This window comes from Massilia sp. NP310 (assembly GCF_019443485.1).
Taxonomy (GTDB): Bacteria; Pseudomonadota; Gammaproteobacteria; order Burkholderiales; family Burkholderiaceae_D; genus Telluria; species Telluria timonae.
The window spans coordinates 5,168,779-5,187,985 of record NZ_CP080379.1 but is presented as its reverse complement, the minus strand read 5'-3'; the positions used below and the strand labels follow the sequence as shown (position 1 = coordinate 5,187,985).

General features: G+C 66.9%; 22 protein-coding genes and 1 riboswitch. Of the genes, 6 read left to right on the top strand and 16 right to left on the bottom strand.

The window, feature by feature from the left end; genetic code table 11:
• Nucleotides 1-2 precede the first annotated feature (2 nt).
• The 3 genes from KY496_RS22910 to KY496_RS22900 form a co-directional block, all read right to left on the bottom strand.
• Nucleotides 3-485 carry an MSMEG_0572/Sll0783 family nitrogen starvation response protein gene (locus KY496_RS22910; protein WP_005667995.1) on the bottom strand — a complete coding sequence of 161 codons (483 nt, stop codon included), beginning with the start codon at nt 483-485 and terminating at the stop codon, nt 3-5.
• 283 nt (nt 486-768) lie between these two features.
• Complete coding sequence (locus KY496_RS22905) at nt 769-2,049, bottom strand: MSMEG_0569 family flavin-dependent oxidoreductase (RefSeq protein ID WP_219862594.1); 1,281 nt, start codon at nt 2,047-2,049, stop codon at nt 769-771.
• On the bottom strand, nt 2,046-2,621 hold the full coding sequence (locus KY496_RS22900; RefSeq protein ID WP_219862592.1) for an MSMEG_0567/Sll0786 family nitrogen starvation N-acetyltransferase: 576 nt from the start codon (nt 2,619-2,621) through the stop codon (nt 2,046-2,048). The genes KY496_RS22905 and KY496_RS22900 overlap by 4 nt, the downstream gene beginning before the upstream one ends.
• 316 nt (nt 2,622-2,937) lie before the next feature.
• Here KY496_RS22900 and KY496_RS22895 point away from each other — a divergent pair, with 316 nt between their 5' ends.
• Entirely contained in the window at nt 2,938-4,350 is a 1,413-nt protein-coding gene (locus tag KY496_RS22895; RefSeq protein ID WP_005667989.1) for a PLP-dependent aminotransferase family protein, read from the top strand.
• Between the two features lie 21 nt (nt 4,351-4,371).
• Here the strand turns inward: KY496_RS22895 and KY496_RS22890 are convergent, their stop codons facing one another.
• The gene (locus KY496_RS22890; protein WP_219862590.1) at nt 4,372-4,731 is read right to left on the bottom strand and encodes a hypothetical protein; all 360 of its coding nucleotides are present in this window, start codon (nt 4,729-4,731) and stop codon (nt 4,372-4,374) included.
• A gap of 150 nt (nt 4,732-4,881) precedes the next feature.
• The gene (locus tag KY496_RS22885) at nt 4,882-5,283 is read right to left on the bottom strand and encodes a GFA family protein (RefSeq protein WP_005667986.1); all 402 of its coding nucleotides are present in this window, start codon (nt 5,281-5,283) and stop codon (nt 4,882-4,884) included.
• A 215-nt stretch (nt 5,284-5,498) separates the two neighbouring features.
• On the opposite strand from KY496_RS22885, the gene KY496_RS22880 reads away from it, so the two are divergent.
• Complete coding sequence (locus tag KY496_RS22880) at nt 5,499-6,044, top strand: SRPBCC family protein (protein ID WP_005667984.1); 546 nt, start codon at nt 5,499-5,501, stop codon at nt 6,042-6,044.
• Between the two features lie 47 nt (nt 6,045-6,091).
• On the opposite strand, the gene hpaR is transcribed toward KY496_RS22880, so the two are convergent.
• Nucleotides 6,092-6,580: a homoprotocatechuate degradation operon regulator HpaR gene (hpaR, locus tag KY496_RS22875; protein ID WP_005667982.1), complete on the bottom strand. Its 489-nt coding sequence runs from the start codon at nt 6,578-6,580 to the stop codon at nt 6,092-6,094.
• Nucleotides 6,581-6,726: 146 nt separating this feature from the next.
• Between hpaR and KY496_RS22870 the strand changes: the two genes are divergently transcribed.
• Nucleotides 6,727-7,668: a bestrophin family protein gene (locus KY496_RS22870; RefSeq protein WP_184239645.1), complete on the top strand. Its 942-nt coding sequence runs from the start codon at nt 6,727-6,729 to the stop codon at nt 7,666-7,668.
• A gap of 54 nt (nt 7,669-7,722) precedes the next feature.
• Nucleotides 7,723-9,240 (top strand): acetyl-CoA hydrolase/transferase family protein, encoded by a 1,518-nt coding sequence (locus KY496_RS22865; protein WP_219862589.1) that lies wholly within the window; start codon nt 7,723-7,725, stop codon nt 9,238-9,240.
• Here KY496_RS22865 and KY496_RS22860 read toward each other — a convergent pair.
• The 3 genes from KY496_RS22860 to KY496_RS22850 all read right to left on the bottom strand — a co-directional run bounded on the left by KY496_RS22860 (nt 9,237) and on the right by KY496_RS22850 (nt 12,120).
• Complete coding sequence (locus KY496_RS22860) at nt 9,237-10,076, bottom strand: hypothetical protein (protein ID WP_219862587.1); 840 nt, start codon at nt 10,074-10,076, stop codon at nt 9,237-9,239. The two genes, KY496_RS22865 and KY496_RS22860, sit on opposite strands and share 4 nt — an antisense overlap.
• A 210-nt stretch (nt 10,077-10,286) precedes the next feature.
• The gene (locus KY496_RS22855; RefSeq protein WP_219862585.1) at nt 10,287-11,393 is read right to left on the bottom strand and encodes an S-(hydroxymethyl)glutathione dehydrogenase/class III alcohol dehydrogenase; all 1,107 of its coding nucleotides are present in this window, start codon (nt 11,391-11,393) and stop codon (nt 10,287-10,289) included.
• Nucleotides 11,394-11,472: 79 nt separating this feature from the next.
• On the bottom strand, nt 11,473-12,120 hold the full coding sequence (locus KY496_RS22850; RefSeq protein WP_184239650.1) for an ANTAR domain-containing response regulator: 648 nt from the start codon (nt 12,118-12,120) through the stop codon (nt 11,473-11,475).
• 179 nt (nt 12,121-12,299) lie between these two features.
• On the opposite strand from KY496_RS22850, the gene KY496_RS22845 reads away from it, so the two are divergent.
• Entirely contained in the window at nt 12,300-12,926 is a 627-nt protein-coding gene (locus tag KY496_RS22845) for a hypothetical protein (protein WP_219862583.1), read from the top strand.
• Here KY496_RS22845 and KY496_RS22840 read toward each other — a convergent pair.
• On the bottom strand, nt 12,889-13,425 hold the full coding sequence (locus KY496_RS22840) for a GNAT family N-acetyltransferase (RefSeq protein WP_005667969.1): 537 nt from the start codon (nt 13,423-13,425) through the stop codon (nt 12,889-12,891). The genes KY496_RS22845 and KY496_RS22840 overlap by 38 nt on opposite strands.
• Before the next feature lie 117 nt (nt 13,426-13,542).
• Here KY496_RS22840 and KY496_RS22835 point away from each other — a divergent pair, with 117 nt between their 5' ends.
• Nucleotides 13,543-13,896 (top strand): nuclear transport factor 2 family protein, encoded by a 354-nt coding sequence (locus tag KY496_RS22835; RefSeq protein ID WP_005667968.1) that lies wholly within the window; start codon nt 13,543-13,545, stop codon nt 13,894-13,896.
• A gap of 7 nt (nt 13,897-13,903) precedes the next feature.
• On the opposite strand, the gene KY496_RS22830 is transcribed toward KY496_RS22835, so the two are convergent.
• Genes KY496_RS22830 through thiC form a run of 6 tightly spaced genes read right to left on the bottom strand, consistent with a single transcriptional unit; the run spans nt 13,904 to nt 18,972 of the window.
• Nucleotides 13,904-14,617: an ion channel gene (locus KY496_RS22830; protein WP_219862581.1), complete on the bottom strand. Its 714-nt coding sequence runs from the start codon at nt 14,615-14,617 to the stop codon at nt 13,904-13,906.
• A 38-nt stretch (nt 14,618-14,655) separates the two neighbouring features.
• Nucleotides 14,656-15,270, bottom strand: coding sequence for a thiamine phosphate synthase (gene thiE, locus KY496_RS22825; protein WP_219862580.1), 615 nt, complete (start codon nt 15,268-15,270; stop codon nt 14,656-14,658).
• Nucleotides 15,271-15,282: 12 nt separating this feature from the next.
• Nucleotides 15,283-16,029: a hydroxymethylpyrimidine/phosphomethylpyrimidine kinase gene (locus KY496_RS22820; RefSeq protein WP_219862578.1), complete on the bottom strand. Its 747-nt coding sequence runs from the start codon at nt 16,027-16,029 to the stop codon at nt 15,283-15,285.
• Nucleotides 16,026-16,829: a thiazole synthase gene (locus KY496_RS22815; RefSeq protein ID WP_005667963.1), complete on the bottom strand. Its 804-nt coding sequence runs from the start codon at nt 16,827-16,829 to the stop codon at nt 16,026-16,028. The genes KY496_RS22820 and KY496_RS22815 overlap by 4 nt, the downstream gene beginning before the upstream one ends.
• 13 nt (nt 16,830-16,842) lie before the next feature.
• A complete protein-coding gene (gene thiS / locus KY496_RS22810; RefSeq protein WP_005667962.1) occupies nt 16,843-17,046 on the bottom strand; it encodes a sulfur carrier protein ThiS in 204 nt (67 codons plus the stop codon).
• Nucleotides 17,047-18,972, bottom strand: coding sequence for a phosphomethylpyrimidine synthase ThiC (gene thiC, locus KY496_RS22805; RefSeq protein ID WP_229520343.1), 1,926 nt, complete (start codon nt 18,970-18,972; stop codon nt 17,047-17,049).
• Nucleotides 18,973-19,046: 74 nt separating this feature from the next.
• Nucleotides 19,047-19,153, bottom strand: a riboswitch (TPP riboswitch).
• Nucleotides 19,154-19,207 lie beyond the last annotated feature (54 nt).

Below are 19,207 nucleotides of genomic sequence, written 5' to 3'. Positions count from 1 at the left end.
GCTTACAGGGTCCAGGTATCGATCACGACCGCGTTGTCGCGCAGGTGCAGCAGCTTCAGGTCGAGCACGTCGAGCGGGCTGATGGGGCGGATGCCTTCGATCAGCGCCGGCTCGCCATGGCCGTACAGCGCCTGCAGCGCGAAGCGGCAGGCATAGACCTTGCCGCCCTCTTCCATGAACTTGGTGAGCTGCTTGCTGTAGTTCTGGTGGCCGGGGAAGGCTTCGTCGCCGATGGTCGGGAAGCCGCGCTGGATGCCCAGGGTGACGCCCGGCCCGTACATCAGGATCGAGGTTTCGTATCCCTTGCGCTGCAGGCGGGTGGCCTGCAGCATGTTGACGAAACCGATCGAGCCTTCATAGGCCACCGTGTGGAAGGTTACCAGCGCTTTCTCGCCCGGCTTCGCCTTGACGTCCTCGAACACCTTCTCCTCGTAGTCCACGAAGAAGTCGCCTTTCTGGTGCTTGGCTTGGGTAACTGCTGGCATGGTAGTGCTCCTGTCTAGTGGTTGAATTGGTGCGGAAAAACGCGGTCCGCACAGGGGGATTGATTGCATGCTCCGTGCCAGTCAATGCCCTGGCGCGCGGACATTGAATGGAACGTTTTCCATTCAAGCCGCCGTCCAAGAGGCATGCCGGCGCGGTGCGGGGCAGCGATCCGGTCAAACCGTCCAGTCAATGACGGCGGCAGGATCGAAGCACAGCGTGCCGGGGTTGCGTCGCGGCGGTGCGGCGCATGCCACATCACGGCGCGCGCTGCACCGGGGCATGTCAGGCATACCGCAACGCCGGGGCGCCAGCCAGCGCGCCGATGTGCGCCGCCAGGTACTCGGCATCGCGCGCCACGCCCGAGAAGCGGCCCGAACCCCAGGTGTGCAGCCAGGGCAGGCCCAGGAAATACAGGCCCGGCTGGCCGCTGACGCCGCGCGCGTGGACCGGATGACCGCGCCCGTTGAAGACCGGCGCATTGACCCATTTGAAATCCGGCGCGAAGCCGATGCACCAGACCACGGCTGCGATGCCCTCGGCGCGCAGATCGAGCGTGTCGGCCAGCGCGCCGTCCGGCTCCCATGGCGCCACGTAGGCGGCGCCGGGCGGGGCGGCGATGCCCTGGGACACGATCCAGTTGTCGATCGAGGCGTTGATGCGGTTGTAGACCGCGTCGGCCTGGTCCAGGTTGGCCTTCAGGTTGGGGGCGAAGTCGAGCCGCGTGCCCTCCAGGCCGGTCAGCGTGCCGTGCAGCCGCATGCCCTGCAGCGCGAAGGCGCGCAGGTCGATGTCGCGCCCGCCGTCGCGCCCCGTGACATAGTGGTTGGTGTTGTCGCGCACGCCTTCGCGCAAGGGGTGTTCGCTCACCGGCTTGTCGTAGTAGCCCATGTCGGCCAGCCAGTCGACCACGTCGCGGCCGCGATAGAAGCGCGCGCAGCGCGGCGCGTCGCCGGTGGCCAGGTGGACGCGGCGGCCGGCCAGGTGCAGGTCTTCCGCGATCTGCGCGCCGGACTGGCCGGAGCCGACGACCAGCACCGCGCCTTCGGGCAGGCTGTGCGGATTGCGGTAGTCGGCCGAGTGCAGCTGCACGACGTCGGCCGGCAGGCGCTCGGCCAGGCGCGGCACGATCGGCTCCTGGTAGCAGCCCGAGGCCACCACGACCTGGCCGGCGGTGGTCTCGCCGATGCTGGTGCGCAGCGCGAAGCCGCCGCGCGCCAAAGGCGCCACCTCGCGCACCTCGACGCCCTCGCGCACCGGCGCATTCACCTTGGCGATGAAGCCGTCCAGGTAGTCGACGATCTGTTCGCGCCGCATGAAGCCGTGCGGATCGTCGCCGGCATACGGATGACCGGGCAACCGGCATTGCCAGTTCGGGGTCACCAGCGAGAACGCGTCCCAGCGCTGGGTGCGCCAGGCGTGCGCCTGCACGTGTTTCTCGAACACGATGTGCCCGATGCCGGCCTGCTGCAGGTAGTAGCTCATGGACAGGCCGGCCTGGCCACCGCCGACGATGGCGACGTCGTAGTGCGCATCGAGCGCAGGCAGGATGGTGGGGGTGGTCATGCGGTTTCTCCGGTGGGAAGGTTGGAAGGCGACGCCGGTCTGGCCGCCAGCCCGGCATAGCCGGCTTGCGGGGTGTGGCAGGGCGGATAGCTGGCCAGGTCGGCCTGCATCAGGTGATGCGGCCGTCCCAGCAGGGTTTCCTCGTGCAGCACATGCCAGTCGAGGCGCTGGAACAGGGGCACGTTCTGGCTTTGCACGTGGGCGCGAAACACGCGGCAGCCCAGCGCGCCGGCGCTGGCGACCGCCAGGCGGATGAGGGTGATGCCGAGCCGGGCGTGCTTGCGCCATGCGGGATCGACGGCCAGCCGCGAACCGAACCACAGGCCGTCGCCTTCGTCATGGATGCGCACGGTGCCGATCACCTGGTCGGGCAGGCCGGCCAGGCACGACAGCGCGACCAGCAGCTGCGCGCGTTCGTCGACCGCGTCGCGGTCGTCGTGCGCGAAGATGCCCTGCTCTTCGCAGAACACGGCGCGGCGCAGGCAGTAGGCTTGTTCCGCCTCCCACGGCAGGGTGACCCATTTGACGCGGAACTCGCTGGGCAGATAGGCGAGGGGCAGCTCGTTCATCATGATCGTTCTCCTGGCGGGCGATGCCTGGATTGAATGCATGGGGCGTGCCAATCAATCGCCTTGGCGCCCCGATTTGACTGCAGGCGCCTGCGGTCATTCCGGGCCACGGCGCGCCCGCCCCTTCTGGCACGCGCCTTGCATCGGGCCAGACGAGGGAGGCGGCTTTTTGCGTCGTCCGCCGGCTCCATACATTCGCTCCATACAATCGGCGCCAGGGGCCGCCACACGAAGTCGCGGATATCGCATCATCCGGGTGCGCGTTGAGCCTTTTCGGTGCCTGCGCGCGCCCGCAACAACGTCATGGAGGCCGGCAGCAATGAGCAAGAAATTCGATGGCTGGATGCCCAGGCTGAAGAAGGCGAACACGCCCGGCGCCCTGCCCTTCTACCAGCAGATCGCGAATGCGATCGCCGACGACATCACGACCGGCCGCCTGATGCCGGAGCAGCGCTTGCCGGCACAGCGCCGGCTGGCCGCCGGCCTCGGGATCGACTTCACCACGGTGGCGCGCGCCTATGTCGAGGCGCAGCGGCGCGGGCTGGTCGATTCAACGGTGGGGCGCGGCACCTTCGTGTGCGGCAAGCGCCGTCCCGCCATCCCGCGCGCGGTCGAAGGACGGCCGAACATCGACCTGTCGATGAACATGCCGCCCGAGCCGGCGTCGCCCGAACTGGCGCAGCTGATGCAGGCCGGCTATGCGGAAGTCGGCGCCCACCTGCGCGACCTGCTGCGCTACCAGGACTTCTGCGGCTCGCGCGCCGATCGCGAGGCCGGTGCGCTGTGGCTGCGCCGGCGCGGCCTGGTGGTTCCCCAGGAACGGGTGCTGGTCACGCCGGGCGCCCAGTGCGCGCTGCTGGCGGTGCTGGGCGCGATCGCGCCCGCGGGCTCGGTCGTGTGCTGCGAAGAGCTGACCTATCCGGGGTTGCGCGCGCTGGCCGGCCAGCTGGGCCTGAAACTGGTGGGGTTGCCGATGGACGGCGAAGGCATCGATGCGGTCGCCTTCGCCGCCGCCTGCGCCCAGTACGCGCCGAAGGCGCTGTATTGCAACCCGACCCTGCTCAATCCGACCACGGCGGTGATGTCGGCGCAGCGGCGCCAGGCGCTGGTGGAGGTGGCGCGCTTTCATGGCGTGGCGATCATCGAGGACGACGCCTACGGCTTCCTGCCGCGTTCCGGCCCGCCGCCGCTGGCCAGCATGGGGCCGGACATCACCTTCTATATCGCCGGCCTCGCCAAATGCGTGGGCGCGGGCCTGCGCGTCGGCTTCCTGGTCGCCCCTGACGCCCATTACACGGCGCGCCTGACGGCCGCCATCCGCGCCACCACGACCATGGTCTCGCCGATCACGGCGGCGCTGGCGACGCGCTGGATCCGCGACGGCACGGCCGACCTGATGCTGGCCGCCATCCGCAAGGAATGCGCGGTGCGCCACAAGATCGCGCTGCGCGCCCTGCCCGACGCGAGCGTCGACGCCACGCCGGACAGTTTTCATCTATGGCTGCGGCTACCCGCGCCGTGGGGGCGCCGGCAATTCGCCGAGACGATGGCCGCGGCCGGCGTGGCGGTGGTCGCCAGCGATGCGTTCGCAGTCGGGGCGCCGGGCATGGCGCCGGAGGCGGTGCGGGTGTGCGTGGGCGGCATGGCCGACCGCTACCAGATCCAGCATGCGCTGGAGCTCATGGGGCAGGCGCTGCGCCATCCGCCCCCGTGCGTCGCGCATGGCGTGTGAACGCCGGCGCGCTTGCCGCCGCTAGACGCGCCTGACGAGCAGCGCGACGTCGATCTGGTCGTCGGCGCGCACGACCACTCGCTGGCCGATCACGGCGGTGCGGATCGGCGCCGCCAGGACTTCGTCGTTGCTGGTCAGCCTGGCCTGCACACGCAGATTGCCCTCGTAGTCCATGCGGGCGATCGTGAACTCCAGGGCCCACGGCGTATCGCCATGGACGCCACGCAAGGTGATGCGCTCGGCATTCTGCGCGACCACGACCGGCTTGCTGACTTCGCCGAACATGTCCAGCTTCAGCGCCACCTCGAATCCCGTATGGCGGGTGGTGTGCCCGATCCCGGCCGGAGGCAAGGGACGGGCTTGCGCGGCGGAGCCCGCCACTCCTGCGAGTGCTGCAACAGGCAGGGCGAGGCAAAGCTGGCGACGCTTGCGGTTGGACGATGGTGCGCTCATGGCGGTAGCTTTCCGAGAAGTTACGGTGATTCCATGCTCGCATCTTCCTGCACGGATGACAATGCGGGCCGCATGAAATCAGCCTTCCGACCGTGTCTTCTGATATTGCGGCAAGCCGTCCTGCAGCTTTAGCCAGCCCAGCCGGCTACGCACGAAGGTGTGGTCGGCCGGCGGCACCTGTTCCGGGTCGTCCAGGCTGGCGGTGGCAAGGTCGATCTCGTCGGGCCAGCGCTCGTCGTGCCAGGTGAGCGTGGCGCCGCAAGACGGGCAGAAACTACGCAGCGCATGTTCGCTGGAGCGGAAGCGCTGCGGTGCGCTGGCGGTCCAGTGCAGGCTCGTTGTCTTGACGCTGAACCAGGCGAAGGCCGGGGCGCCCGAGGCCTTGCGGCAATCGGTGCAATGGCACAGCGTGCTGTTGAAAGGTTCGCCGCGCGCCTCGTAGCGCACTGCCCCGCAGAAGCATCCACCTTGCAAGCTCATCTGATTCCTCCACGCTGGCATATTCGTCGATTTCGCACAGGAAACCATATTAACATCGCGCAACTTCTCGGAAATGGCATCCCAGCCGCGCGCCCCTTCCTTGTCTTTTCGCTTATTTTAATGACAGATTCGCGACAAGGTCGCGAACCCCGTTCGCATGTGCATTCATTCGAGCCCAGGCGCAACGCGCCCGGGCGAAACCTAAGGAGAACACTATGTTGGGTCGTGTAGTTACCGTGGCCGCCCTGGCCGTCGGCGGCGCAATGCTGTCGAAGAAACTCAAGCAAAACCGTGGCTTTGGCGCCAGCTCGTCGATCGTCGAGACGATCGAAGTCAACGTGCCTGTGCGCACCGCCTACAACCAGTTCACCCAGTTCGAAGACTTCCCGCAATTCATGAAGAGCGTGAAAGAAATTCGCCAGCTGGACGACAAGCACCTGCACTGGAAGGCCAACGTGGCCGGCGAAGACAAGGAATGGGATGCCGAGATCACCGAGCAGATCCCGGACAACCGCATCGCCTGGCGCAGCGTCACCGGCGTCAAGAACGGCGGCGTGGTCACCTTCCACAAGATCTCGGACACCGTCACCCGCATCGCGCTGCAGATGGACTACGAGCCGGAAGGCCCGCTGGAAACCCTGGGCGACGCCCTGGGCGCCGTGCGCATGGAAGCGCGTTCGAACCTGGCCAACTTCAAGGAGCTGCTCGAGAAGCGCGGCACCGAGACCGGCGGCTGGCGCGGCAAGATCGACCAGCATTGATTGCTGGCTGACGCGGGATCGGCGGCGCGGCCGCCGATCCCGCACGTTCACGGCCGACGGCTATTCACCGCCTTCGTCGTCGCCGGCAACTCCACCCTCTCCACCGGCGTCGCCTGCGCCTCGATGAAACCCTCCAGCGCCCGCGACAGGTCGTCGACGACCTGGCTGCCATACGCTCCCTCGATCAATGTGTACTGCTGCTCGATCAGCGGTGCGATCTCGTCGATCAACTTGTCGCCCTTCGGCGCCAGCCGCACCCAGATGCGGCGCTGGTCGGCCGCCACGCGCTGGCGCTCGATCAGGCCCAGTTCTTCCATCCGCGACAGCACGCCGGTCATGCTCGGACTCAGGATCTGGCACAGGTCGCACATCTCGCGCGGTTCCAGCTGCCCGTGCTCGTCCAGCACGCGCAGGATGCGCCACTGCTGCTCGGTCACGCCAAAGTGGTTGAGGATGGGGCGAAAATGCGACATCAGCGATTCGCGCGCTTTCAGGAAAAGTTGGGGCAGGTTGCGGTGAGTGATACGGCGGGCCAATGCGTGCTCCGTGTTAAGTGTGTCTACGTCAAGAATGATCGCACAAGCACAAGCGCTTGACTGACTAAGATATTAGTGATTTACTGCGAATATATTAGTGAGTTTTCCTTGACTCCGTCTATTTTTTTGCGAATGCGGTCGGTACCGTGATTATCCGAGAGCGCCCTTCCGGGCTCAAGCTGTTCCTCCTGTTGCGCGGCTCGGTCCTGCCCCGCATCCTGCCTGTCCTGCTGGTCAATATTGCGGTGGCGACCCTGGTCACCTGGTCGCACGGCGACCTGTGGGACCTCAAGATCACCCTCACCACGATCCCCTTCACGCTGATCGGGCTGCCGATCGCGATCTTCCTCGGCTTTCGCAACAACTCGGCCTATGACCGCTTCTGGGAAGGCCGCAAGCTGTGGGGCGAGCTGGTGCTGCGCTGCCGGAACCTGGCGCGCCAGACCATGAGCCTGATCGACGACCCACGGCCTGCCCTCGCAAGCAATGGCTTGCAGGATACACGGGTTCGCATCATCTACCGCGCGATCGCCTTTGTCCACGTGCTGCGCGACCATCTGCGCGACCAGCCCGGCTCGCCCTACGTCGCCACCTTCCTGCTGCCGGATGAATACGAAGACATGGCGCGCGCCCGCAACAAGCCCGACAGCCTGATGCGCCACATGGGCGACGATCTGCAACGCTGCATCAAGGAGGGTCGCATCGAGGCCTGCCTGGCGGCCAACATCGACAACACCCTGTCGGCGCTGACCGCCGCCGCCGCGTCGTGCGAGCGCATCAAGAACACGCCCATCCCCTTTTCGTACACGCTGCTGCTGCACCGCACCGCCTATATCTACTGCTTCCTGCTGCCCTTCGGCCTGGTCGATTCGATCGGCTTCATGACGCCGTTCGTGGTCGCCATCGTGGCCTACACCTTCTTCGGCCTGGATGCGCTGGGCGACGAGCTGGAAGAGCCGTTCGGCATCGAACACAACGACCTGCCGCTGGACGCCATGTGCCGCGCCATCGAGATCGACCTGCGCAACGCGTTGCGTGACGAACACGTGCCGCCTCCTCTGCAGCCGGTCGCCTACTGCCTGACCTGATCCCCCCCTTCAAGAAAAACAAGACCACACCAAGCCTGAACCTGAGGAGAAACCATGCATCACGATCACCACCTTGCCCACGACCGCGTCCGCCTGCCGCAACTGCGCGAGCGCATCACCAGCGCCGCCCATGCCGCCGAATGGATCCAGGACGGCATGACCGTCGGCACCAGCGGCTTCACCCGCGCCGGCGACGCCAAGGCGGTGCCGCTGGCGCTGGCCGAACGCGCACGCAGCGCGCCGCTGGCGATCACCCTGATCACCGGCGCCTCGCTCGGCGGCGAGACCGATGCGGCGCTGACCCAGGCCGGCGCGCTGGCGCGCCGCATGCCGTTCCAGACCGACCCTACCCTGCGCGCCGCGATCAACCGCGGCGAGGTGATGTTTACCGACCAGCACCTGTCCGAGACCGTCGAGCTGCTGCGCACGCGCCAGCTCGCGCCGGTGGACGTCGCCATCATCGAGGCGATCGCGATCACCGAGAGCGGCGCCATCATCCCGACCACCTCGGTCGGCAACAGCGCCAGCTTCGCGATCCTGGCCGACAAGGTGATCGTCGAGATCAACCTCTCGCAGTCGCCGGCGCTCGAAGGCCTGCACGACGTCTTCATCCCCAAGCACCGCCCGCAGCGCGAACCGATGCCGCTCATGAACGTCAGCGACCGCATCGGCGCCACGGCGATCGCCATCCCGCCCGAGAAGATCGTGGCCATCGTCATGACCGAGAAGCACGACAGCGCTTCCACCATCCAGCCGCCGGACGACGACACCGCCGCCATCGCCGGCCACCTGACCGATTTCTTCAACGCCGAGATCGCTGCCGGCCGCCTGACCGAGCGCTTGATGCCGATCCAGGCCGGCATCGGCACCATCGCCAACGCCGTGCTGGCCGGCCTGATCGACGGTCCGTTCAAGGGCCTGACCATGTATTCCGAGGTGCTGCAGGATTCGACCTTCGACCTGTTCGACGCCGGCAAGCTCGATTTCGCCTCGGGTTCGTCGATCACGCTGTCCGAGGAAAAGGGACGGCAGGTGTTCGCCGAGCTGGAAAAGTACAAGGACCGCCTGGTGCTGCGCCCGCAGGAAGTGAGCAACCATCCGGAAGTCATCCGCCGCCTGGGACTCATCGCCATCAACACGGCGCTCGAGTTCGACATCTACGGCAACATCAACTCGACCCACGTGGGCGGCACCCACATGATGAACGGCATCGGCGGCTCGGGCGACTTCGCGCGCAACGCCTATCTGTCGGTGTTCGCGACCAAGTCGGTGGCCAAGGGCGGCAAGATCTCGAGCATCGTGCCGATGGTCTCGCACGTCGACCACACCGAGCACGACGTCGACATCGTGGTGACCGAAGTCGGCCTGGCCGACCTGCGCGGCCTGGCCCCGCGCGAACGCGCCCAGCGCATCATCGACCACTGCGTGGCCGAGCCGTACAAGCAGATGCTGCGCGACTACGTCGAAGAAGCGAACACGCGCGGCGGCCACACGCCGCACGTGCTGGAGAAGGCGTATTCGTGGCACGTGCGGTATCGCGAAACCGGTTCGATGCTGCCGGTTGCGGATTAACTTGCCGTCGGCACGGGCCTGGCGAGTCCTTTCGCGCGCGCGTCCCTGATCAGGGCGCGCACCGTCTTGTCGGCGGCCTTGCTCTCGCGTTCCATTTCCTTGCCCAGCTCGCCCATGCGCTTGCCCAGCCTTTCCATCGGCTGGTTGGCGATTTCCATCTGGCGGCTGATGTCTTCCATCGAGGCGCGCTGCTGGCGCGCCTGCGGGCCGTTGTAGGCTTCGCCGATGCGCTCCCCGGCGTCGGACATGCGCTTGCCGGTCTCGGCCATCTTCTGCTGGATGATGCGGCGCTCCGCATCGTCGCGCGCCGCCGCCATTTGCCGGCTCAGCAGGTCCATGTGCTTGCTCAGCGCCTGCATGCCGTCGTCGACTTCGCGCATATCGCGCTCGCTCGGCAGGTTCGCCGGCTTGGCTGCGGCGCGCTCCATGTCACGGCCCAGCGCTTCCATCGTCTTGCCGTGCTTTTCCATTTCCTTGCCGTGGACCTTCATCAGCTCGCCCAGCCGGTCGAGCGGCGCCCAGGCGGCGCGCGCCCGCTTGACCGTGTCCGGATCCTGGATCACGTAGCCACGCCCGTCGGCGCGGAACCAGATGAATTCGCCCTGGATGGCGCGCTGGGCCGCGCGCACCTCGTCCCAGTCGTCGCTGCTGCCGCTGATGTCGAAGCTGCCCGACGTCTCGCGTACCAGGGCGTAGGGCTCGTCCGTCGCCGCCACGCGCACCACGCGCGGCTTGCCGTCGGCCGCCGCCTGGGTCGGCATGGCGAACGCCGCCAGGGTAGCGAGGCCGAGGAGCGGAAGCGCCAGCTTCCAGTGGGGCGATGCGGTGCGTGACATGGGCTAGTCTCCAGTGGTGGGCCGGGCGCGGCCGGCGATGAAAACACTGTAGACAAGACGGCATGCGCCGCCCAGCGCGCTGCGACAGACGGTCGAAATCGCGGAACAGGCGGTGGTACAGGCGCCGAAGCCGCCGCCAAAACGACGACGCGGCCCGAAGGCCGCGCTGGAACGGTGCATATGCGGCAGGCCGGGCGGCCCTCCGGATAGTTAGTACACCACGACCGAACGGATCGACTCGCCCGACTTCATCAGGTCGAAGCCTTCGTTGATGCGGTCGAGCGGCAGGTGGTGGGTGATCAGGTCGTCGATATTGATCTTGTTTTCCATATACCAGTCGACGATCTTCGGCACGTCGGTACGGCCGCGTGCGCCGCCGAAGGCCGAACCTTTCCATTCGCGGCCGGTCACCAGCTGGAACGGACGGGTGGAAATCTCCTGGCCGGCCGCCGCCACGCCGATGATGATCGACTGGCCCCAACCCTTGTGGCAGCACTCGAGCGCCTGGCGCATGGTGTTGACGTTGCCCACGCACTCGAAGCTGTAGTCGGCGCCGCCGTCGGTCAGCTGGATGATGCTGTCGACGACGTTCTCGACCTTGGTCGGGTTGATGAAATGGGTCATGCCGAACTTGCGCGCCATGGCTTCGCGTTCCGGGTTCAGGTCGACGCCGATGATCTTGTCGGCGCCCACCATCTTGGCCGCCTGGATCACGTTCAGGCCGATGCCGCCCAGGCCGAACACGACCACGTTGGCGCCCGCTTCGACCTTGGCGGTGAAGATCACGGCGCCGATGCCGGTGGTGACGCCGCAACCGATGTAGCAGATCTTGTCGAATGGCGCGTCATTGCGCACCTTGGCCAGCGCGATCTCGGGAACCACGATGTAGTTCGAGAAGGTCGAGGTGCCCATGTAGTGATAGATCGGCTGGCCGTCCAGCGAAAAACGCGAGGTCGCATCCGGCATCAGGCCGCGGCCCTGCGTCGAGCGGATCGCCTGGCACAGGTTGGTCTTCTGCGACAGGCAGAATTTGCACTGGCGGCATTCCGGCGTGTACAGCGGAATCACGTGATCGTCGCGGCGCAAACTCGTCACGCCGGGACCGACGTCGACCACCACGCCGGCGCCTTCATGGCCCAGGATGGCCGGGAAGATGCCTTCGGGATCGGCGCCCGACAGCGTGTAGTAGTCGGTGTGGCAGATACCGGTGGCCTTGACCTCGACCAGCACCTCGCCGGCCTTCGGACCTTCGAGTTCGACCTCTTCGATCGTGAGCGGGTGGCCCGCCTTCCATGCAATTGCTGCCTTCGTTTTCATGTCGTATTCCCGTTGCTTGAAGAAAAACCGCGCGTCCATGAGCGCGCCGCAAAGGTGACATGATAACAAGCTTGTGAAATCACGTCCGGCCGCGGCCCCGCAATCGTTCGCCGATGGCGCCATGTAACCCGTTGAGGGTTTCCTCGGCGGCCAGGACCTGCTCGGCCACCTCGCCCATCTTGCGCCGCTGCGAACGCGCCTCGTCGCGCAGCACGTCGAAGGCCAGGTGGCGGTCGATGTGAAAGCGCGCCATCAGCACGCCGACCGCGATGCTGGTCTCGCGTCCCGCCGCCAGCGCCGAGGTCAGGCTTTCTTCGCTGCGGCGCAGGCGCCGGATGTCGTCGCCGCGCGCCAGCGCCGCGGCGAACGCCGGCAGCAACTGCGCGCCGTCGACCGGCTTGACCAGGTAACCGACCGCGCCGGCATCGGCGGCGGCGCGCGCCGTCGCCGCATCGTCGCTGGCCGACAGGAACATGAAGGGGATGGTCGTCTCTTCGCGCAGCAGGCGCGCCAGCGCCAGGCCCGACATGCCGGGCATCTCGATGTCGAGCAGGACCAGGGCGATCCCGTCCGCGTGCTCCTCGATCGTGCGCAGGGCCTCGGCCGCGGTGCCGGCGTCGAGGGTATCGTGGCCGGCGTGCTGCAGCACTTCGGCCAGGTATTCGCGCAGCAGCGCATCGTCGTCGACGATCAGTACCAGGCGGCGCGCTGGTGGTTGTGGGTTCATGCTTCCTCCTGTCTATACATGGGACGTCAGCGCCGCTGACGTGCTGGAGCATGAAAAAAATATAGCACGCAAGATTGTGAACGCGCCAGTTGGAAACGACACAATGTCAGATTCATGGAATGGCTGGCGCCGATGAATTTCTTGGGATACCATCGTTCCCTGCACCTTTGCAGGGCCAAATGGAGAACACCATGCCCGATTCCGCGAAGGTGCGCGCCGCGCATCTCGACGCCACGCCCGCGATCCCGCGACCGGCACTTCTTGCGCTCGACCTGTCACTCGCCTTCCCCGCCGCCTTGCGGCCAGCGGTCGCCGCGCTGACCGACAGCGCGGGCTGGCGCCCCGAAATACGCCACTATACCTATCACGTCATGCTCGGCGGCGACACACTGACGATTCCTTTGCGACTCTACGTTGACCGCGGCCTGCTGTGGGACGATGCCGGCCGCGACGCCACCGGACGCGGCATAGCATGGTGCCTCGGCACTCGCCACCACGACGGCCATGTGCGCGAAGCATGCCTGACGCGGCTGCTGGCGGCGCCGCAAGGCTGGATGGCGCCCTTCATCGTGCATCTGGTGGGCGAATACGTAGACGAGATCGTGCAGCGGATCGAGGCGGCGCTGCCGGACCTCGCGCCCGACATGCGGGCCGCCCTCGCCGCCTTCGTGCGCGAAAATCCGCGCTATCTGGACACGATCGAGCGCCGCACCGTCAGCTACCGGCCCTACCTTTGCCCTGCGTCGGAGAGCTATCCGGGCAAGCGCGTCATGGCCTGCCTGCGCGCGCTGGGCCGGGAAGCGTGAGCCGCATGCGCTGCTCCATCAGGTCCGAGCCCGGCCGCAAGGGCTCGCGCACGCCGGCCTCGACGAAACCGGCGCGCTCGTAGAGGCGCAGGGCGTCGGCATTGGTGCAGGTGACGCCCAGTTGCATCGCCTGCGCGCCGCGCTCCGTGGCCCAGCGCACCGCGTCATCCAGCAAGGCGCCGGCCACGCCCCGTCCGCGCGCCTCGGGAGCAACCCACATCTGGAACAGGTTGACGATGGTTGCGTCGTCGCCGTCCTCCTTGGCCCAGGCCAGGCCGACCAGGGCGCCATCCATCTCGGCGGCCAGCGCGCGGTCGATGCCGGACGTGGTCGAGCGCGCCAGGCGCGCGGCCCAGGTCTCGGGCGCCAGCGCTTCCTCGGCGGCCAGGGTGCTGCCGAAGGCGTCCGGCGCGTCGGCGAGCGCGCGCAGGCGGATCGCGCGGTAGGCCTGCCATTCGTCGGCCACGAATGGCCTGATGGAGAATGCAGAGCGGGTCATGACGAACTCTCGTTTATTCCAGGAAACCGATTTTAGCAGGCCGCATCCGGCTCATTGCCGAGCGCCCCTAACGAACGACAATTGGTACATTGAAGCTTCTAACCAAGGAGAGACTTCATGTCCGAACTGAACAAGAGCATCCTGCAACAGGCGAATGCGGCGGTGACCCGCGGCGACAACGAAGGATTCCTGGCGTTCTGCACCGACGACCTCGTCTGGTCGACGGTCGGCGGCGAAACCCTGCGCGGCAAGGAAGCAGTGCGCGCCTGGATGGTGGATGGCTATGCCGAGCCGCCCAAGTTCACCGTGCGCGAACTGGTCGCGGAAGGCGACCTCGTGGTCGCTTTGGGCGACATCGAATCGAAGGACGAGCAAGGCAACACGGTGCAAAATGCCTATAGCGACGTCTGGCGCTTCCGGGATGGGAAGATGGCCGAACTGCGCGCCTTCGTGGTGCCGGTCAAGGAGTGAGACGGGCCTAATCCCTTTCCCAATCCTCCATGCGGCGCTTGCGCGCCCTCCCCACCGCAATCCGGTTACGCGTGGTAAACGCAATCAACCGCGCCACCACCACCGCCAGGTACATCAGCCCGACCAGCATCTCGACGCTGGCCAGCGCCCGCGCATGCACGGTCAGCGGGATCACGTCGCCGATGCCGGTGCTCGACAGCAGCGCGAAGCTCAGGTAGTTCAGTTCGGTCCAGGTGCGCGGCGCGCCGGAGTTGACGGCAGCCGCGAAGCTGCCGGGATGGAGTTCCTGCACCAGGATGTACATGTGGGTGAAGCCCCATGCGAGCAGGGTGAAGGTGGCGCCGGCCGCGAACAGCTCGTCGGTGGTGGCCAGCTCGTCGTCCATCATGTAGGCGATCAGGCTGCCCGCCGCATAGAAATAGAACAGCGCCTCAAGACCGGACGACCAGGCCAGCAGTTCGCGCAGCCCGAACAGGATCTGCGCCAGCAGCAGCGCGATGATCGGCAGCGCCAGCGCCCAGCTGACCCGCACCTCGCCCGGCGTGCGCCGCACCATGCGGATGGTGAAGGCCAGCACCACGATGCCGAAGGCATTGAAGGCCACCTGACCGGCCGGCGTGCCCTCGATGAAGGGATAGGCCAGCATGCCGATCAGCTGGACCAGCAACAGGATGGCGGACGGGTGGCGGCGGGTGTGGACGAACAGGAGCAAGGGGCGCATGGATGGACGACGGTGATCGCGATGCGCCCATTGTAGGTTCAGGCGGGCGGAAACAGCGCGCCGAATGCGCGCGCCGCCGCGCCGGGATCGCGCGAACCATAGACGCTCGTGATCGCCGCCACCAGGTCGATCCCGCGCGTCACCAGCGGCGCCGCATTGCTCGGTGTCATGCCGCCGATGACGACGATCGGCAGGCTGAACTCGGCGCGCGCCTGGTCCAGCAGCTCGGGTGGCGTGACAAAAGTGTACTTCTTGACCGGCGACGGATAGAAGCCGCCGAAGGCGACGTAGCTGGCGCCGGCTTCGACTGCCGCGCGCGCCAGGGCCAGCTCGCCGTAGCACGAGGCGCCGACGATCTTGTCCTTCCCCAGCAGCGCGCGCGCCTCCTGAACGCCGTCATCGGTATGGCCCAGGTGCACGCCGTCGGCGTCGATCGCCTGGCACAGGTCGAGGTGGTCGTTGATGACGAGCGGCCGGCCGTGACGGCGGCACAGCGCGAGCAGCGCCGCTGCCTGCTCCTTGCGCAGGTCGGGACCGGCTTCCTTGTGGCGGTACTGAACCAGCGCGGCGCCGGCGCCAAGGGCAGCGTCGGTCGCGGCGATCAGTTTTTCCGTATCGTCCCAGTTCGGGGTAACGAGGTACAAGCCGCGCATGGCGGACTCCTTTCAGCTTGTCGATTGCAACAGGCGGCGCGGGATGCGCTGCCCTGGCGCCAGCGCATACGACTGCGCCAGCGCATGGTGGGTATAGGTCTGGGCCGTGTCGAGCGCCGCCTCCATGCGCTCGCCCAGCGCCAGCCGCGCCGCCAGCGCCGCGGCCAGGGTGCAGCCGCTGCCGTGGTAGCCGTGCGGCAGGCGCGGCCAGTGCCAGGCGCGTCGCTCGACGCCGTCGACCAGCCAGCGGTTGACGACGGTGTCGCCTGCGGCGTGGCCGCCCGTCACCAGCACCTGCGCGCCGTGGATCTCGCCCAGTGCTTCGTGTTCGGGCAGGTTGGGCAGCACGATCGTCGCCAGCGCCAGCAGTTCGCGCAGCGCTTTGATAGCGTCGCCCTGCCCCAGCGCATCGCCATGGCCGCTGGCCAGCACCGGATCGAGCACCACCGGCAAGGTGGGCCGGCGCGCGCGCAAAGTCCGGATGACGTCCGCGATCGCCGCCGCATTGGCGGCGTTGCCGGGGATGCCGAGCTTGACCGCCCCGATCTCGAAGGCGGCCAGCAGCGGCGCCGCCTGGCGCGCGATCCATTCGGCATCCACCGGGCTCGCCGCATGGACCCGGTTATTGTCCTGCGCCGTCAGGGCGGTGGCCACCGGCAGCGGATGCGCGCCCTGCGCCGCGATCGCCAGGATGTCGGCGGCCAGGCCGGCGCCGCCGCCGGGATCGAGCCCGGCGAACACCAGCACGCAGGCCGTCATCCGGTGATCTTTCCTTCGACGGGCGACGAGGGCGAGGCGGCGAAACGTTTAGGCATGCGGCCGGCAAGATAGGCATCGCGCCCCGCCATCACCGCATGCTTCATGGCGCGCGCCATGCGCACCGGGTCGCCCGCGGCGGCGATCGCGGTGTTCATCAACACGCCGTCGCAACCCAGTTCCATCGCGATCGCGGCGTCCGACGCCGTGCCGACGCCGGCGTCGACCAGCACCGGCACCGTGGCCTGCTCGATGATCAGGGACAGGTTCCATGGGTTGAGGATGCCCATGCCCGAGCCGATCAGGGAGGCCAGCGGCATCACCGCCACGCAGCCGATCTCCTGCAGGATGCGCGCCTGGATCGGGTCGTCGCTGCAGTAGACCATGACGTCGAATCCATCCTTCACCAGGGCCTCGGCCGCGACCAGGGTCTCGGGCATATGCGGGAACAGCGTCTTCTGGTCGCCCAGCACCTCGAGCTTGACCAGCTTGTGCCCGCCCAGCAACTCGCGCGCCATCTGCAAGGTATAGATCGCGTCCCTGGCGGTGTAGCAGCCGGCCGTGTTCGGCAGGATGGTGAACTCGTTTGGCGGCAGCACGTCCAGCAGGCTCGGCGCGTTCGGGTCCTGGCCGATGTTCACGCGGCGGATCGCCACCGTGATGATCTCGGCGCCAGCGGCCAGCGTGGCTTCGCGGGTCTGCTCCAGGTCGCGGTACTTGCCGCTGCCGACCAGCAGGCGCGATTGGTAGGCGCGGCCGGCAATCGTCAGCACGTCCTGTTTGATGTCGTTCATTGCATTCATGTCTCGTCTCCTGTCAGCCGCCACCGATGGCGCGCACGATATCGACCCGGTCCTGCTCATGCAGGCGCCGGTGCAACCACTGCTGGCGCGGCACCACTTCGCGGTTGACCGCCAGCGCCATCCCCTGTCCGCTCAAGCCCAGCTGTTCCAGCAGGCCGAACAAGGTTTGCCCCGGCGGCACCTGGCACGGCGCGCCGTTGACTTCGATCGGCGTCATTCACACCTCCCGGTACAGCTGGGCGCCGTTCTTCACGAACTCGATCGCCTTTTCCTGCATGCCCTGGGCCAGCGCGGTCTCCCCTTGCACGCCCTTGGCGGCGGCATATTCGCGCACTTCCTGGGTGATCTTCATCGAGCAGAAATGCGGGCCGCACATCGAACAGAAGTGGGCCACCTTGGCCGAATCCTTCGGCAGCGTCTCGTCGTGGAATTCGCGCGCCTTGTCCGGGTCGAGCCCCAGGTTGAACTGGTCTTCCCAGCGAAACTCGAAGCGCGCTTTCGACAGCGCGTTGTCGCGCAGCTGGGCGCCCGGATGGCCCTTGGCCAGGTCGGCCGCATGCGCGGCGATTTTATAGGTGATAATGCCGTCCTTGACGTCGTTCTTGTCGGGCAGGCCCAGGTGCTCCTTGGGCGTCACGTAGCACAGCATGGCGGTGCCGTACCAGCCGATATTGGCGGCGCCGATGCCCGAGGTGATGTGGTCGTAGCCCGGCGCGATGTCGGTGGTGAGCGGTCCCAGCGTGTAGAACGGCGCCTCGTGGCACTGCTCCAGCTGCAAGTCCATGTTTTCCTTGATCAGGTGCAGCGGCACGTGGCCGGGGCCCTCGATGATGGTCTGCACGTCGTGCTTCCAGGCGATCTGGGTCAGCTCGCCCAGCGTCTTGAGTTCGGCCAGCTGGGCTTCGTCGTTGGCGTCGTAGATCGAGCCGGGACGCAGGCCGTCGCCCAGGCTGAACGAGACGTCATACGCCTTCATGATGTCGCAGATGTCCTCGAAGTGCGTGTACAGGAAGGATTCGCGGTGGTGGGCCAGGCACCACTTGGCCATGATCGAGCCGCCGCGCGAGACGATCCCGGTCAGGCGGTTGGCCGTCATTGGCACATAGCGCAGCAGCACGCCGGCGTGGATGGTGAAGTAATCGACGCCCTGCTCGGCCTGTTCGATCAGGGTGTCGCGGAAGATCTCCCAGCTCAGCTCCTCGGCCTTGCCATTGACCTTTTCCAGCGCCTGGTAGATCGGCACCGTGCCGATCGGCACCGGGCTGTTACGCAGGATCCATTCGCGCGTCTCGTGGATGTGCTTGCCGGTCGACAGGTCCATCACCGTGTCGGCGCCCCAGCGGATGGCCCAGGTCATCTTTTCCACTTCCTCGCCGATCGACGAGGTGACGGCCGAGTTGCCGATATTGGCGTTGACCTTCACCAGGAAGTTGCGGCCGATGATCATCGGCTCCAGTTCCGGGTGGTTGATGTTGGCGGGGATGACGGCGCGGCCGCGCGCCACTTCCGAGCGCACGAATTCCGGCGTGATGTCAATCGGGATGCTGGCGCCGAAGGACTGGCCCGGATGCTGGCGGCCAAGCAGCGCCGCCACCCGCTGGCCCATCGGTCCCGAGGATTCCAGCGAGGCGATGTATTCCTTGCGCTGCATGTTTTCGCGCAGGGCGATGAATTCCATCTCCGGGGTGATGATTCCCTGGCGCGCGTAGTGCATCTGGCTGACGTTGGAACCGCTCTTCGCGCGGCGCGGCGCGCGCCGCAGGTTGAAGCGCAGCGCGGCAAGCTGCGGATCGTTCAGCCGCGCCTGGCCGTAGTGCGAGGTGGGGCCGTCCAGCTGCTCGGTGTCGCCCCGTTCGGCGATCCATGCCTGGCGCATGGGCGCCAGGCCGCTGCGGATGTCGATCGCCGCGCCCGGCTCGGTGTACGGGCCGGAGGTGTCATAGACGAACAGGGGCGGATTCGGCTCGCCGCCGAAGCTGTCGGGCGTGGGCGACTGGCTGATTTCGCGCATCGGCACGCGGATGTCGGGCCGGCTGCCTTCGATATAGACCTTGCGCGAATTGGGTAGCGGATTGATTGCGGCGTGGTCCACCGTGGCGGTGGCGGCGTCGAATATCCGGGATGACTTCAGAGGTGCGTTCATGTGGCTCCCTTGCTTGCGGAGCCAGCAAAGGAGGTGCCGGGTGAGGCAAGGCGGACGCGGGTGTGCGCACGCTTGCATCGATTCGGCTGCTTCCCTTCGCTGGCATTATCCAGATCAGGTTCGGAGGGTATTTCTCACCCACGCGCCGTTGTGGCGACGCATAGGACCCCTAGCGTTTGCCGTCAGGGCGCATGAGCGCCCGGACAGCCAGCCGATTATAGCCCAATCGATTTTC

Coding starts and splice junctions, on each gene's coding strand:
- KY496_RS22910 (WP_005667995.1), bottom strand. CDS start 485: ATGCCAGCAGTTACCCAAGCCAAGCACCAGAAAGGCGACTTCTTCGTG.
- KY496_RS22905 (WP_219862594.1), bottom strand. CDS start 2,049: ATGACCACCCCCACCATCCTGCCTGCGCTCGATGCGCACTACGACGTC.
- KY496_RS22900 (WP_219862592.1), bottom strand. CDS start 2,621: ATGATGAACGAGCTGCCCCTCGCCTATCTGCCCAGCGAGTTCCGCGTC.
- KY496_RS22895 (WP_005667989.1), top strand. CDS start 2,938: ATGAGCAAGAAATTCGATGGCTGGATGCCCAGGCTGAAGAAGGCGAAC.
- KY496_RS22885 (WP_005667986.1), bottom strand. CDS start 5,283: ATGAGCTTGCAAGGTGGATGCTTCTGCGGGGCAGTGCGCTACGAGGCG.
- KY496_RS22880 (WP_005667984.1), top strand. CDS start 5,499: ATGTTGGGTCGTGTAGTTACCGTGGCCGCCCTGGCCGTCGGCGGCGCA.
- KY496_RS22865 (WP_219862589.1), top strand. CDS start 7,723: ATGCATCACGATCACCACCTTGCCCACGACCGCGTCCGCCTGCCGCAA.
- KY496_RS22860 (WP_219862587.1), bottom strand. CDS start 10,076: ATGTCACGCACCGCATCGCCCCACTGGAAGCTGGCGCTTCCGCTCCTC.
- KY496_RS22855 (WP_219862585.1), bottom strand. CDS start 11,393: ATGAAAACGAAGGCAGCAATTGCATGGAAGGCGGGCCACCCGCTCACG.
- KY496_RS22850 (WP_184239650.1), bottom strand. CDS start 12,120: ATGAACCCACAACCACCAGCGCGCCGCCTGGTACTGATCGTCGACGAC.
- KY496_RS22845 (WP_219862583.1), top strand. CDS start 12,300: ATGGAGAACACCATGCCCGATTCCGCGAAGGTGCGCGCCGCGCATCTC.
- KY496_RS22840 (WP_005667969.1), bottom strand. CDS start 13,425: ATGACCCGCTCTGCATTCTCCATCAGGCCATTCGTGGCCGACGAATGG.
- KY496_RS22835 (WP_005667968.1), top strand. CDS start 13,543: ATGTCCGAACTGAACAAGAGCATCCTGCAACAGGCGAATGCGGCGGTG.
- KY496_RS22830 (WP_219862581.1), bottom strand. CDS start 14,617: ATGCGCCCCTTGCTCCTGTTCGTCCACACCCGCCGCCACCCGTCCGCC.
- thiE (WP_219862580.1), bottom strand. CDS start 15,270: ATGCGCGGCTTGTACCTCGTTACCCCGAACTGGGACGATACGGAAAAA.
- KY496_RS22820 (WP_219862578.1), bottom strand. CDS start 16,029: ATGACGGCCTGCGTGCTGGTGTTCGCCGGGCTCGATCCCGGCGGCGGC.
- KY496_RS22815 (WP_005667963.1), bottom strand. CDS start 16,829: ATGAATGCAATGAACGACATCAAACAGGACGTGCTGACGATTGCCGGC.
- thiS (WP_005667962.1), bottom strand. CDS start 17,046: ATGACGCCGATCGAAGTCAACGGCGCGCCGTGCCAGGTGCCGCCGGGG.
- thiC (WP_229520343.1), bottom strand. CDS start 18,972: ATGAACGCACCTCTGAAGTCATCCCGGATATTCGACGCCGCCACCGCC.